Here is a 13,542-nt window from a genome sequence, read left to right as displayed (position 1 = left end):
CCCTCCTGCAGACTGCTAGCTGCCCGTGGGGCACTGCTCGGCCAGCGCCTGGTCCTCGGCGGTGAGGGTGGGGCTGGTCGACGGACTGGTGGTCGCGCCCGCGGACGGGCTGCTGGGGGGCGTGCTCGCGGTGCCGCCGGCGGTCGGGGAGCCCGAGGGCTTGCCCGTGGCCTTGCCGGATGCGGTGCCCGCGCCCTTCTGCTGGTCCTTCTTGGCCTTGTCGGCGGCGTCCGCCCGGGCCTTGTCCAGGGATTCCTTGGTCTGGCAGACCTTGGCCTGGTGCTCCAGCTCGTCCGCGGTCTTGCGGGCGTCGGCGAGGTTGCCGGCGGCGATGGTGGCCGTCACGTACTTCCGCTGGTTCTGCGGTAGGTACTTGAGTTCGATGCCAGGGCGGTCCTCATGGACCTTCGACAGGTTGACCCAGGCCAGCTTCTGCTCGATGCCCTGGTAGATCGCCGCGTGATCGCCCTTGACCCCGACGTAGTACTGCGTCTGCGTCCAACGGTACGCGCCGTACAGACCACCGCCGACGACACCGAGGGCGACCAGCAGCACGAGGGACCGCTTGAGCCACCGGCGCGACTTCACCGGCTTGTCGAGTTCCTCGTCCTCGAAGGCGCCGAAGCTGCCCATGGGCGAGCCGGCCGCCGGGTCGGCGCTGCCGGGGGGCCCGAAGGAGCCCTCCGGGGCCGGCGGGCGGCCGAGCTCGGAAGCGCGGCCGGCCGGGGTCTGCAGGTGCCGCGGGTCGGACATCGGGAGGTGGTGACGGCTGTCGGCGACGGCGCCCACGACGACGGGCGTGTCGTGCAGCTGCACGGCCAGGGTGTCCCCGTCGTCGATGTCCAGGACGTCGGCGACGATGCAGGTGATGTTGTCGGGGCCGCCGCCGCGCAGGGCGAGCTGGATCAGCTCCTGCACGGTCTCGGCGGGCGCCTGGTACCCGGCGAGGGTGTCCTCCAGCGTCTGGTGGCTGACCACGCCGGACAGGCCGTCCGAGCAGATCAGGTACCGGTCGCCGGCGCGGACCTCGCGGACGGACAGGTCGGGTTCGACCTGGCCGCGGCCGTCGAGCGCGCGCATCAGCAGCGAGCGCTGCGGGTGCGTGCCGGCCTCCTCCTCGGTGATCCGGCCCTCGTCGACCAGCCGCTGCACCCAGGTGTGGTCCTGGGTGATCTGGGTGAGCACGCCGTCGCGCAGCAGATACGCGCGCGAGTCGCCGACGTGCACGAGGCCGAGCCGCTGACCGGTCCAGAGCAGGGCGGTGAGCGTGGTGCCCATGCCCTCCAGCTGGGGGTCCTCCTCGACCATGACGCGCAGCTGGTCGTTGGCCCGCTGCACGGCGGTGGCGAGCGAGGTCAGGAGGTCCGAGCCGGGGACGTCGTCGTCGAGCGTGACGAGGGTGGAGATCACCTCCGACGAGGCGACCTCACCGGCGGCCTGGCCGCCCATGCCGTCGGCAATGGCGAGCAGCCGCGGGCCGGCGTAGCCGGAGTCCTCGTTGCCCTCCCGGATCATTCCCTTGTGCGAACCGGCGGCGAAGCGCAGCGACAGAGTCATGCGCACCTCGCCCGTCGGCTCCGGGTACATCCGCACGCTGCCCACCCTCTCGCTCGCGCTCGCTGGCTGTGCTCGCCCATGGTGCGACTACTTCCGCAGCTCGATGACGGTCTTGCCGATGCGGATCGGGGCACCGAGCGGGATCGGCGTCGGCGTGGTCAGCCGGTTCCGTTCCATGAAGGTCCCGTTGGTGGATCCCAGGTCCTCGACGATCCAGTTGCCGTCCCGGTCCGGGTAGATCCTGGCATGCCGGCTGGACGCGTAGTCGTCGTCGAGCACGATTGTGGAGTCGTGGGCCCGGCCGAGCGTGATGGTCTGGCCCTGGAGCGCGACGGTGGTCCCCGCCAGCGAGCCCTCGGCGACCACGAGCTTGGTCGGGGCCCCGCGACGGGCCCGGTTGTTCTGCGGCTGCTGCCGCTGGGCCGCCGCCTGTGTCTGCTGCCGCTGCTGCGGCGGCCGCGTCTGGTCGCCGCGGCGGCCGGCCGCGCGCTGGGTCACCCGGGTCCCGAACAGGTCGCTCCGGATGACCTGTACGGCCACGATGACGAACAGCCACAGTACGGCGAGGAAACCCAACCGCATGACCGTCAGGGTCAGCTCTGACATTGCCCCCGCTTCACCCTTCGGCTTGCCGGTACACGATGGTGGTACTGCCCACGACGATCCGTGAACCGTCGCGGAGCGTAGCGCGCTGGGTGTGCTGCCCGTCCACCACGATGCCGTTCGTGGACCCGAGGTCCACGACCGTCGAGGGCGTGCCGACCCTGATCTCGCAGTGCCGGCGGGACACACCGGGATCGTCGACCCGCACGTCGGCCTCGGTGCTGCGCCCGAGGACGAGGGTGGGCCGGGAGATCTGGTGGCGGCTGCCGTTGATCTCGATCCAGCGGCGTACGTTCATGCCGGCACCCGCGCCGGGGCCCGTACCGGTGCCCGGGAGCCGGGTCACGGGGGCGGCCGCGGCGGGCGGCGGTGCGGCGGGCATCGGGGGCGCCCCGGAGGGGCGCTGGGGGGCCTGCGGCGGGTAGCCGTAGCCGCCGCGGCCCTGGGGCGCGTTCCGGTCCTGCGGCGGCGACTGCTGGAGCTGCTGCTGCGACTCGCTGGAGGCCAGCGTGCGACTCCGTACCCGGTACAGACCGGTGTCGAGGTCGTCGGCCTTCTCCAGATGGACCTTGATCAGGCCCATGAACGTGTAGCGCTGCTGCTTGGCGTAGTCGCGCACCATGCCGGCCAGCTCGTCGCCGAGCTGGACCGCGTACGGGCTCAGCCGCTCGTAGTCCGAGGTACTGAGCTCGACGATGAAGTCATTGGGGACCACCGTGCGGTCCCGGTTCCAGATGGTGGCGTTGTTGTCGCACTCGCGCTGCAGCGCGCCCGCGATCTCCACGGGCTGGACCTCGGACTTGAACACCTTGGCGAAGGTGCCGTTCACGAAGCCCTCGAGACGCTGCTCGAACTTCTTGAGTACTCCCACGGTGCACCTCCTTCCTCAAGGCCCTGCGGTTGTCGCGGGCTCACGCCGCGATCCTTCCCCTTCGATCCTTCCGGTACTGCTTACTGATCGTATCCACGCACCGGGAAAACCGGTGGTTCCCCGATCGGTCCCTCGGGACCGGTGTCAACGCTCACAGGCGCCGCCGCCGCTTCCCCACAGGGATGGTAGAGGCGCCTCAAGCCAGTGTCCCGCAACAGAGGACGGTTCCCGCCCCGTGGGGGTGCCCGGAAACGGATGTGAATCCACCCTGAACAGCGTGCTAGTGTTCTGGGTGTCGGAAGGCGCTGACGCACCGAACGGGAAGCCCCGCAGAGTGTGACAGAATCTAACGGCAGCACCCATGCGCGGGTGGCGGAATAGGCAGACGCGCTGGATTCAGGTTCCAGTGCCCGAAAGGGCGTGGGGGTTCAACTCCCCCCTCGCGCACAGACAGATGAAGCGGGTCTCCCCGGTGGCGAAAGTCACCGAGGGGGCCCGCTTCTCGCGTTGATCCAGGCATCCGCAGGCCGGGTTGGCCGAACGTAACGTCCCTCACACGCCGAAGCCTCCTCGCCGGCCGTCACAGGGCGGCGAGGGGACTTCCTTGTCTGGGCGATGTCCTGGGTGTGATGCCTGTCACTCAGGTGGCGGGCGTCAGGTGGCCGATCGGGGTCCAGGTACCCAGGGGCCTGGTCCTGCGTCTGCGGTTCGTGCGCCTGACGGGTCGTTCACCGCCGAGGGCCAGGCTGTCCAGCCATCTTGTGATCTTGCGTCTGTTGGCGTGGGCGAGCTGGAACACAAGAAGGACGGTCCAGGCGGCGAGTCCGCGGATGGGCCGGGACCGTGAGGACTCGATGGCTTCGGCGAGGGGGCTCTTGGCGAAGCCGTTGAACCCTCGACGCTGTTGCGGAGGCGGAAGTAGATCTTTGAGGGGGCACTGGACCTTGCCGGCCTCGGCGGGGCAGTACCAGGTGCCCTCGACGGGGATCGCTCCTTGGGTTCCGCCCTGGTTGCCGAGCTGGTCGACGCGGTAGTCGTAGACGGGCCGGTAGCCCAGGGCCCTGACAGGCAACTGCCATCCTGTGGCCCCGGAGTTGTCGTAGGCAAGGTAGCCGGGTGCGTAGCCGCGCTCCTGGAGCCGGGAGATCGTTTTCAATCCGTTGTATCCGGGCCGCTCTCCGGGCTTGTCCAGGCAGAGGCCGAGAACGAGTGCCGGAGGGACCTCGGGGTCGGGCGTGCCGTCGTCCAGGAGCGGCTTGTCGTGCCGGGTGTCCCTGGTGACGGCGAGATGGGCGTCGGAGCCGAAGAGACACCGCTTCCTCACGGAGGGCTTCTTCCCCGGGTCGGCTGGGGGCCTTCGCGTCCTCCTGGAGGGCTCGGCGTCGTCGGCGACGGGCGAGGCGTCCGAGTCATCCGGCGCTGCAGATGCATTGCATCGCCGCCGGTCTGCTGTTCTTCCGGGCGATCATCGGAGTGGACCCGGGGCCCCGACGGCTGCCCTTCTTCGCCCGGCTGATCCTGAGTTCCACGGACAGCCTGGGGACGAGCCGGTGGCAGGCACCGGGCCGCCCGTGGGGCCCCTTACTGGCCGACGATCAGTAGGACCGTGCGATCGACCGCGGCGACGCCAACGACCCGCTCGCCGCCTACAACGCCTGTCCGGCGGCCCCGCACGCGCGAGAGGGGCGAAGGAGCCCTGATGCCGGTTGATCCCTCTGGCAACGGCTGGGGGTGTGTCAGACGTCCACATCCCCATGGGTTTCCCGGTCCCTGCGCAGTCGTGGCAGCCGCGCGGGGACCGGGGGCAACGAACTCAGCTGTCGCAATTGCATGTGGTTCCAGCGTTGGCGGGTTCAGTCCTGTCGGTGCTCCGGTCGGTGCAGCAGGCGTCGCCGCCGGCGACGGGGGGCTCGCCAAGGGTGTCGGTGTCGGCCTTGACGACATAGACCTCCCAGGGCTCCTTGCCGGGGCCGGTGACCCAGACCTTGTCCTGGAGGGCGTAGCAGCAGGAGGTGTCGTTCTCCTCGAAGGTGGCCAGCCCGGTGCCTTGGAGTCGGTCGGTGGCGGCGGTGACCTGCTCGGTGGAGGCGACCTCCACGCCGAGGTGGTCGAGACGGGTGTCCTGGCCGGGCTCGCCCTCGATGAGGACGAGCTTGAGCGGGGGTTCGGTGATCGCGAAGTTCGCATAGCCGGGCCGGCGCTTGGCGGGCTCGGTGCCGAAGAGCTTGGAGTAGAACGCGATCGATCCCTCCAGGTCGGCGACGTTGAGGGCGAGCTGGACGCGGGACATGGCGGTGCCTCCCGAATCGAATCCGGTTGAATCGATGTCTGTCGATACAAGCGACCTTGTCGTTTGATTCGACTGCTGTCAATATCGATGCATGTCGAAGTCAGAGTTGTCGGTGATCCAGCCCGAGGCGGTGTGCTGTTCGCCGATGGTCCGGGAGCCGCTGGACGAAGCCGCCGCCGTGGACCTGGCCAGGATGTTCAAGGCCTTGTCGGACCCGGTCCGGCTGCGGCTGCTGTCGCTGATCGCCTCGCATGAGGGCGGCGAGGCCTGCGTGTGTGACCTGACCGGCCCGTTCGACGTGTCCCAGCCGACGATCTCGCATCATCTGAAGGTGCTGCGGGGGGCCGGCTTGGTCGGCTCCGAGCGTCGCGGGACGTGGGTCTATTACTGGGTTCGGCCGACCGCGCTGGCGAAGCTGTCGAGCTTGCTGCAGGCCCCTGTTGGGGCCGGTGGGTGAGCCCCTCGCTCGGACGCCGGGCGGCTGCCGAGGCGGCCGGGACGGCTGCCCTGGTGGCCGTCGTCGTCGGTTCGGGGATCCAGGCGACCGAACTGTCCCGGGACGTGGGGGTGCAGTTGCTGGCGAACTCGCTGGCGACCGTGTTCGGCCTCGGGGTGCTGATCGCCTTGCTCGGCCCGGTCTCGGGGGCCCACTTCAATCCGGTGGTCAGCTTGGCCGCTTGGTGGAACGGCCGTCGCGACGGCGGCATGAGCCTTGGCGAGGTCGGGATCTATGCGTTCGCGCAGACCTGCGGGGCGATCGGCGGGGCGATCGTCGCCGATGGCATGTTCGCCCGGCCGCTGGTCGGCTTGGCTTCGCATGACCGCTCGGCGCCGCAGCTGTGGCTGGGCGAGGTCGTCGCGACCGCGGGCCTGATCGCGCTGATCTTCGGCCTCGCCCGCAGCGGCCGGGACCATCTCGCGCCGGTCGCTGTCGCCTCGTGGATCGGCGCGGCGTACTGGTTCACCTCCTCCACCAGTTTCGCCAACCCCGCCGTGACCATCGGCCGCGCGTTCACCGACACCTTTGCCGGGATCGCCCCCGGCTCGGTTCCCGGGTTTGTCGCTGCCCAGCTCGGCGGGACCGTGATCGGCCTGGTGCTGGTCGCGGTCGTCTTCGGCCGGGCCGCGGCGCCCGAAGTTGAACCCGAGCTTGCTCCCACCCTGTGACCTGCAAAGAAAGCCAAGCCATGAGTGCTGATCGTCCGTCCGTGCTGTTCGTCTGCGTCCACAACGCGGGCCGGTCCCAGATGGCCGCGGCGTTCCTGACCCATCTGGCCGGGGACCAGGTCGAGGTCCGCTCGGCCGGCTCCGCCCCCGCCGACTCGGTCAACCCGGCCGTGGTCGAGGCGATGAGGGAAGCGGGCGTCGACATCTCCGCCGAGACCCCGAAGGTGCTGACCACGCAGGCCGTGCAGGACTCCGACGTCGTGATCACGATGGGCTGCGGAGACGCCTGCCCGTTCTTCCCGGGCAAGCGCTATCTGGACTGGCAGCTGGACGACCCGGCCGGGCAGGGCGTCCACGCGGTCCGCCCGATCCGCGACGAGATCGAAGCCCGCATCCGCGGCCTGATCACCGAACTCGGCGTTCAGGCCTGACCCTGACCATCCGCGGCGTGAAGGCCCCGGTCGTGACGCCGCATCAGAGATCAATGCGTATGAGGTCCTTCACGGTGGACCGGGCCGTGGGCATCGTCGCAGTGGCCGGTGTCGCCGGGACTGGTGTCTCCGGGACCGGTCAGCGTCAGGACGTCCGCCGCCGCATGGTCGACCTGCAGTGTGGTGTGCGTCAGGCCGTAGTCCGCGGCCAGCAGGGACTCCAGGCCGCGGCGGACGGCGTGGCAGTCACCACTCGGTTCGACCAGGACGTGAGCCGACAGGGCCGGCTGACCCGAAGTGATGGTCCAGATGTGCAGGTCGTGCACTTCGGTGACGGCGGGCTGGGCCACGAGCTTGTCGCCGATCTCGTTCGGGTTCATGCCGGCGGGTGCCGCTTCGAGGAAGATCCGCCCGGATGCGCGGACCAGGCCGTAGCCGGCCTTCAGCATGAGGACGACGATCACCAGCGTGGCGATGGCGTCGATGCGGGCATAGCCGGTGAGCAGCACGATCAGTCCGGCCACGGCTGTGCCGATGAAGGCGTAGAGGTCGTTGAGGATGTGCTGGAAGGCGCCTTCGACGTTGAGGGAGGACCGGTTGGCCTTGGACAGGCACCACGCGGCCGCGATGTTCACGACGATCCCGGCCAGTGCGGTGATCAGGACCAGGCCGCCGTGCACCTCGGGAGCGGAGATCAGACGGCGCACGGCCTCGTACGCCAGCCAGGCGGCGAGCAGCAGCAAGGTGATGCCGTTGGCCTGGGCGGACAGGATCTCGGCACGCTTGAGCCCGTAGGTGAAGCCGCCGCGGGCGGGGCGGGCCGCCAGGCGCATGGCCACGAGGGCCAGCACTATGGAGGCGGCGTCGGTGAGCATGTGCGCGGCGTCGGACAGCAGGGCCAGGGAGCCGGCCAGGACGCCTGTGACGACCTCGACCGCCATGAATCCGGCGATGAGGATCAGGGCGATGGCGAGCCAGCGGCGGTCGGCGTCCGCGGCGACGCCGTGGGAGTGGCCTGCGTGGCCGTCCGCTCCGTGGTGATCGTCGTGCTCGTGGTCATGCGTGGCCATGGCCGGACGCCCTCCTGAGATCCGAGTCCGGCTGCGCAGCGAAACACACCTGTGCCCAGCTCGGCAAAGGCTGCATCGGTGACCGTTGTCAACACCGATAAGACGCCGCTGACCTGCGGTGATGCCGGACGGTCGGAGGTGCTGGGACGCATGCCGATCGCGGTGCGGCGCCGCGTTGCTCGAGGGCGCAAAGTGATTTTTGGCTACGTTGCTGAATCCGACGGGACCCTCGCCCGTGCACAGAGGCGCGCACCCCGGCGGCTGGAGGCTCCATGCCGCTGCTGCCCTGGCGCCGGAAGGTCCTTGCCGCCCTGTTGCGCCGCCACCAGGACCATGCGGGCGGCGTGGCCTTGCGGAGCTGGGCCGGGCGGCACCACGCCCCCGGCGCCGCAACGGTACGGCCGGCGCCTGCCACGTGAACTGCCGTGGCTCCGGGGGCCGCAAGTGCCCCGGACCTCCGGAGCCACCGGTTCCGTCATCGCGGAGAGTCCTTGTTCGACTACTATGGGTGACATGCGGTGTCGCGCGGCAGTCCAGCGGAACTCCCCCGGCAGGGTTCTCGTCCTGCTGGCGATGCTGCTCCTGACGGTCCTTCACCAGCTCGCGTGCGCGCACGGCCCGAACCACACCGGTGGCGACACCATCATCGCTGTGGCCGCCGGCGAGGCGCTTTGTCAGCCCTCAGGTCAGGCCTCGGAGGAACCTGGCCTGACCAGCGCGGACGGCCCGGGCGACGGCCACCACGCGCTGTGCGGCGTGGCGGTGGACCGCACTGCCGATCCCCGCCCGCGCCTGGCGCAGGCTTCTCAGACATCCGTGCTCGACGTGACGGGTTTTGGCATGCCCGCGTCCGCACCGTGGTCCGGGGGCGCCGCGGGCCGCTGTGCACCACCCTCCGTCCCGAAGCAGGACACCCTGACATTGCTGTGCGTGTCACGGACCTGACCGTGCCCGACGGCCGCTCGGTGCGCCTCGCGCGCCGGGCCGCCGTTCCTGCCCGCGCGTCAGATTCCTTACGACACAGCGGCGGCGCGGCATGCGCCGGCCGCAGGAGACCCACGCATGAGCACAGTGCCTTCCCCGATCACGCCCTTCTCCCCGGCCGAACTGCTGGCCGCCACCGCGCCGCCGCGGCGCACACCGGCGGGGCTGGTGGGCAACACCCCCGTCCTGTGGGTGGGCTCGCCCTTCGTTCCCGGCAGCCGCGGCTTCTGGGCCAAGCTGGAGGGATTCAACCCCGGGGGCATCAAGGACCGTCCGGCCCTGTTCATGGTCGAGGCCGCCCGGGCCCGGGGCGAACTCCTCCCCGGTGCCCGGATCGTCGAGTCCACCAGCGGCACCCTCGGGCTCGGGCTCACCCTGGCCGCGGCCGTCCACGGCCACCAGGTCACGCTGGTCACCGACCCCGGCATGGAGCCGCCTATGGTCGGTCTGCTCACCGCCTACGGTGCCACCGTCGACATCGTCCGGCAGACCCATCCGACCGGTGGCTGGCAGCAGGCCCGCCGTGAACGGGTGAGGGAGATCCTGGCGGCCGATCCCACGGCCTGGTGTCCGGACCAGTACAGCAACCCCGACAACGTGGCCGCCTACGCCGTCCTCGCGCACGAACTGGTCGCGCAGCTCGGCCGCATCGACGTCCTGGTCGCCAGTGTCGGCACCGGGAGCCACTCGGCCGGCGTCGCCGGGTCCCTGCGGACGTTCTTCCCCGACCTGCGGCTGGTCGGCGTGGACACCACCGGCTCCACCATCTTCGGCCAGCCGCCCGCCACCCGCCTGATGCGCGGACTGGGCAGCAGCATCCATCCCCGCAACGTGGACTATCCCGCCTTCGACGAGGTCCACTGGGTCGCGGCCGCCGAAGCGGTGTGGGCCTGCCGCCGCCTGGCCCGCGACCACTACGCCACCGGCGGATGGAGCGTCGGCGCGGTCGCCCTGGTCTCCCGGTGGCTGGCCCGTACGCTGCCCGCCGAGACACGCATCGTGACGATCTTCCCGGACGGACCGCAACGCTACATTGGCACCGTCTTCGACGACGCCTACTGCCGGAGTTACGGTCTGCTCCACCACGAACCCGCCGACCACCCGCAGGAGATCACGCACCCCGGCGAGGCGGCGGTCGACCGCTGGACCCGGTGCACCACCGTCCGCGATCCGCTCGCCGACTCCGCGGGTGGCGACGACAGCCCGCTCGCCGTCGTCCGGGACGCGCAGTGACGGGGCTGTGGGGGCAGGTCCGCTCCTTCGACCGCGCCGCGCAATTGCTGATGGCCAACCAGTTCGCCATCAACCTCGGCTTCTACATGCTGATGCCCTACCTCGCCGACCATCTGGCCGGCGGCCTCGGCCTGGCCGCGTGGGCCGTCGGCCTCGTGCTGGGCGTGCGGAACTTCTCCCAGCAGGGCATGTTCGTCCTGGGCGGCACCATCGCCGACCGCTTCGGCTACAAGACCCCGATTGTGATCGGCTGCGCCCTGCGGACCGTGGGATTCGGGGTGCTCGGACTGGTCGACTCCCTGCCCGCGCTCATCGCCGCCTCGGCGGCGACCGGCTTCGCCGGGGCGTTGTTCAACCCGGCCGTCCGTGCGTACCTCGCGGTCGAGACCGGCGACCGGCGTGTGGAGGGCTTCGCCCTGTTCAACGTCTTCTACCAGGCCGGTGTCCTCATCGGGCCGATCGTGGGCCTTCTCCTGCTGGCCTGGGACTTCCGCGCGGTGTGCACGGTCGCCGCCGCCGTCTTCGCGGCACTGACCGTCCTGCAGTGGAAGGCCCTGCCCGACCGGCACGCCGGCACAACCGGAAAGTCGGGCCCGGCGGTGGGGATGACGGGCTCCTGGCGGCAGGTACTGGGCAACCGGCCGTTCATGCTGTTCTCCCTGGCCATGATCGGCTCGTATGTGCTGTCCTTCCAGGTCTACCTCGCGCTGCCCCTCCAGGCCCACCAACTCCTCGGAGACGGCGGCCAGGCGGTCACCAGCGGCCTGTTCATCGTCTCCGCGGTCGTCGCCGTACTCGGCCAGCTCCGCATCACCGCCTGGATCCGCCGGCGGTGGACGGGCCCCCAGGCGATCGTCGGCGGAATCACGGTCATGGGCCTGGCCTTCGCACCGCTGGCCGCTACCCCGGCCGCATCGGCGGGACCGATCGGCACGGTCGTGTCGGTGGCCCTTCTCGTGGCGGCCGTGGTGCTGCTGGCGGTGGGCACCGCCGTGGTCTACCCCTTCGAGATGGACACCATCGTCACCCTGTCCGGTGAGCGCCTGGTCGCCACCCACTACGGCTGGTACAACACCCTCTCCGGCCTCGGCATCACCCTGGGCAATCTCGCCACGGGAGCCCTGTGGGACGTGGCCGCCCGCCACCACGCCGCGTGGCTGCCCTGGCTGGCCCTGACCGCCACCGGCCTCGTGTGCGCGGCCTGCGTACACCTGCTGTCCCGCACCGGCGGGCTGCGCATCGCCACAACCGAACCAGTACCCGCCTGATCCGTTGACGGTGCCGGCCCGCTCCCGGGCGGGCCGGCACCGATCTCCTACCGCCCTCTCGTGTCCGGGACCGCCGGGCCGCTGGAGAGGGGAGGCCGCGAACTCCTTCGGGCATCACCTTGTCGCCGAGGCGGAAGTCCCTCCCGGTTTTGTGAAGGTGCCGAACTATTTTCGGGACATCAAATCCCGGTAATGAGATGGTCTCGATCCCTATTTTGCCGCGCGGGTCTTTCCGTGAGTGAAAGCGTGGGCATGTGATCGATTTTTGCGAACTTGCCATTGTTTTACTCTCGCCCAACTTCCCGACCAGAGAACGGCGTTGAATGACACATCATGCCTGCCGTGCCGGGCTCGGCGGCTGGGCGGAGGAATTCGCTTGACGTGCCGAAAGGCGCGTCGCACAGTTGATTTGCTCAGCGAAGACTGGCTTCCGTGATACGGAAGAGTAAAAGGACGGCGGAGTCGTGATCCCAACAGAGCCGTGCGTATGCCGAGGACACCACCGAGTCGGTGTCGGTTTTCATATGGTCTCGCTGTCCCCCCGGGGCACAGGACATGCGACCCTCACCGGGTTCACGGGACGTAGTGAGCCGCGACGTGGCCCCGGGCTCCCCGCCAGGGCCGCCTCCCCGTCCGGACGGTCGGCGGCCTGACCTTCGGCCAGGAGACCGTTCACCGGCATCGCGGTGTATTCGGCGGACGCGTCGAGTTTCCACCCGTCCTGTCCGGCGGTGATGCCACGAAACTCTGCGCGCCGGCTCGGTGCAGCCCTTCCACGAACATCCGAACAATCGCGGTTCGCCATGTACTTCTACTCGCTTACCCCTGTCGCAGAACATCCGGCAGGTCGTGGAGCCCGCTTGCTCCAAGCCTCCTGCCTGGACCGCCGTGTGGGTCGCCGGAGCAGCGGCGCGAGCGCCGGACCCTGGAGGAAACGCGGTCAGGTGCTGCCGCCCCTCCTGCTGATTGTGGCGATCACTTCGGTCGCGTTGCCCGCCTCCTTGGCGGTGCACCTGTCACCGCTGCTGGTGGCGGCCCCCATATGCGCGGGAACCCATGCGCGAGCGCGAGCGCGCTTCACAGCCGCCGTCGCCCTCGTCGCCGTCGCGGGAGTGGTGGTCGTCGACCGGCGCGACGGCCTGCTCCACTCGCCGCTGCTTCCCCTTCACATCGCGGCAACACTGGCTGTCTCGGCCTTCGTTCTCGCGTACGGGGCTCTGCGCGACCGCGACCTGAGAGATCTGGCCCAGGTACGGGCGGTCTCGGAGGCGGCCCAGCGGGTACTGCTCCGGCCGATCCCGCAGGAGATGGGTCCCTTCCGTGTCGCGTCGACTTACCGCACCGCGACGGCACACGCCCTGGTCGGAGGCGGGCTGTACGCCGCCTCCCGTAAGGACGACATCACCCGCATTCTCATCGGCGATGTTCGCGGTAAAGGCCTTCCCGCCATCGAGGACGCTTCGGCTGTCCTCGATGCGTTCCGTGAAGCGACCCACCAGCACCGCACACTTCCGGAGCTGGCGGCCGCGCTCGAACGCAGCGTCCGCTGGCACATGGGCGAGCTGGCGGACGGCGGTGCTCCCCACAGCAGTGAGCGATTCATCACGGCCCTGCTCATCGAACTCGCCGATGGGGAGCGGACCGTCAGGACGGTCAGCTGCGGCCATCCGGCACCACTCCTGCGACACCGCGGTCAGGTGACGCCGTTGCGCACGGCCCGCCCGGCCCCGCCGCTCGGACTCGCGGGTGACACTCCCTGCGCGTTCCATCCCGACGTCACCGACTTCGACTGCGGCGACACTCTCCTGCTGTACACCGGTGGCCTTCCCAAGGCCCGCAATGCCGCCGGAGACTTCTTCCCCGTCCTCGACCGCGCCACCACATGGACGTGGGGTTCCCCCGGCGCGCTCCTGCAGCACATCAGTACCGACGTGGACCGCTATGCGGGACGGCAACTCCGGGGCGACCTCGCCCTCATCGCCGTCCGTCGCCCACGGCCTGAGCTTGTGCGTCACACCTGACGCGGGCCGGCCGCAAGGGCCGTACGAATGACGCAAGCCTTCGGACC

The 13,542-nt window shown here is 70.0% G+C and carries 13 protein-coding genes and 1 tRNA gene; 8 read left to right on the top strand and 6 right to left on the bottom strand.

Annotation, left to right across the window (positions count from 1 at the left end):
- Window positions 1-15: 15 nt before the first annotated feature.
- The 3 genes from ACIP9H_RS26815 to ACIP9H_RS26805 are packed head-to-tail and all read right to left on the bottom strand — an operon-like array spanning window position 16 to window position 3,031.
- On the bottom strand, window positions 16-1,587 hold the full coding sequence (locus tag ACIP9H_RS26815) for a PP2C family protein-serine/threonine phosphatase (RefSeq protein ID WP_401588858.1): 1,572 nt from the start codon (window positions 1,585-1,587) through the stop codon (window positions 16-18).
- 57 nt (window positions 1,588-1,644) lie between these two features.
- On the bottom strand, window positions 1,645-2,163 hold the full coding sequence (locus ACIP9H_RS26810; protein WP_360904592.1) for an FHA domain-containing protein: 519 nt from the start codon (window positions 2,161-2,163) through the stop codon (window positions 1,645-1,647).
- Between the two features lie 10 nt (window positions 2,164-2,173).
- Window positions 2,174-3,031 (bottom strand): FhaA domain-containing protein, encoded by an 858-nt coding sequence (locus tag ACIP9H_RS26805; RefSeq protein ID WP_401588327.1) that lies wholly within the window; start codon window positions 3,029-3,031, stop codon window positions 2,174-2,176.
- Between the two features lie 363 nt (window positions 3,032-3,394).
- On the opposite strand from ACIP9H_RS26805, the gene ACIP9H_RS26800 reads away from it, so the two are divergent.
- Window positions 3,395-3,478: transfer RNA gene (locus ACIP9H_RS26800), tRNA-Leu, on the top strand.
- A 193-nt stretch (window positions 3,479-3,671) separates the two neighbouring features.
- Here the strand turns inward: ACIP9H_RS26800 and ACIP9H_RS26795 are convergent.
- Window positions 3,672-4,355 carry a hypothetical protein gene (locus ACIP9H_RS26795; RefSeq protein WP_401961216.1) on the bottom strand — a complete coding sequence of 228 codons (684 nt, stop codon included), beginning with the start codon at window positions 4,353-4,355 and terminating at the stop codon, window positions 3,672-3,674.
- Window positions 4,356-4,844: 489 nt separating this feature from the next.
- Entirely contained in the window at window positions 4,845-5,321 is a 477-nt protein-coding gene (locus ACIP9H_RS26790) for an ArsI/CadI family heavy metal resistance metalloenzyme (RefSeq protein ID WP_401588332.1), read from the bottom strand.
- Between the two features lie 91 nt (window positions 5,322-5,412).
- Between ACIP9H_RS26790 and ACIP9H_RS26785 the strand changes: the two genes are divergently transcribed.
- The 3 genes from ACIP9H_RS26785 to ACIP9H_RS26775 are packed head-to-tail and all read left to right on the top strand — an operon-like array spanning window position 5,413 to window position 6,919.
- Window positions 5,413-5,778 (top strand): ArsR/SmtB family transcription factor, encoded by a 366-nt coding sequence (locus tag ACIP9H_RS26785; RefSeq protein ID WP_401588335.1) that lies wholly within the window; start codon window positions 5,413-5,415, stop codon window positions 5,776-5,778.
- Complete coding sequence (locus ACIP9H_RS26780) at window positions 5,775-6,488, top strand: aquaporin (protein WP_401588337.1); 714 nt, start codon at window positions 5,775-5,777, stop codon at window positions 6,486-6,488. The genes ACIP9H_RS26785 and ACIP9H_RS26780 overlap by 4 nt, the downstream gene beginning before the upstream one ends.
- Before the next feature lie 20 nt (window positions 6,489-6,508).
- The gene (locus ACIP9H_RS26775; RefSeq protein WP_401588340.1) at window positions 6,509-6,919 is read left to right on the top strand and encodes an arsenate reductase ArsC; all 411 of its coding nucleotides are present in this window, start codon (window positions 6,509-6,511) and stop codon (window positions 6,917-6,919) included.
- Window positions 6,920-6,969: 50 nt separating this feature from the next.
- On the opposite strand, the gene ACIP9H_RS26770 is transcribed toward ACIP9H_RS26775, so the two are convergent.
- Window positions 6,970-7,989, bottom strand: coding sequence for a cation diffusion facilitator family transporter (locus ACIP9H_RS26770; RefSeq protein WP_401961213.1), 1,020 nt, complete (start codon window positions 7,987-7,989; stop codon window positions 6,970-6,972).
- A gap of 573 nt (window positions 7,990-8,562) precedes the next feature.
- Here ACIP9H_RS26770 and ACIP9H_RS26765 point away from each other — a divergent pair.
- From ACIP9H_RS26765 to ACIP9H_RS26750, 4 genes are all read left to right on the top strand, one after another.
- Window positions 8,563-8,934: a hypothetical protein gene (locus ACIP9H_RS26765; protein ID WP_401588345.1), complete on the top strand. Its 372-nt coding sequence runs from the start codon at window positions 8,563-8,565 to the stop codon at window positions 8,932-8,934.
- A 117-nt stretch (window positions 8,935-9,051) separates the two neighbouring features.
- Complete coding sequence (locus ACIP9H_RS26760; RefSeq protein ID WP_401588348.1) at window positions 9,052-10,206, top strand: PLP-dependent cysteine synthase family protein; 1,155 nt, start codon at window positions 9,052-9,054, stop codon at window positions 10,204-10,206.
- Window positions 10,203-11,474, top strand: a complete 1,272-nt coding sequence (locus tag ACIP9H_RS26755) for an MFS transporter (RefSeq protein ID WP_401588351.1) — start codon at window positions 10,203-10,205, stop codon at window positions 11,472-11,474. The genes ACIP9H_RS26760 and ACIP9H_RS26755 overlap by 4 nt, the downstream gene beginning before the upstream one ends.
- Window positions 11,475-12,418: 944 nt before the next feature.
- Entirely contained in the window at window positions 12,419-13,495 is a 1,077-nt protein-coding gene (locus ACIP9H_RS26750; protein ID WP_401588353.1) for a PP2C family protein-serine/threonine phosphatase, read from the top strand.
- Window positions 13,496-13,542: the final 47 nt, after the last annotated feature.

It is taken from the genome of Streptomyces sp. NPDC088732 (genome assembly GCF_044751205.1).
Taxonomy (GTDB): domain Bacteria; phylum Actinomycetota; class Actinomycetes; order Streptomycetales; family Streptomycetaceae; genus Actinacidiphila.
Note: the sequence above shows the minus strand (reverse complement) of the source record. Positions and strands in the feature narration are given on the sequence as shown.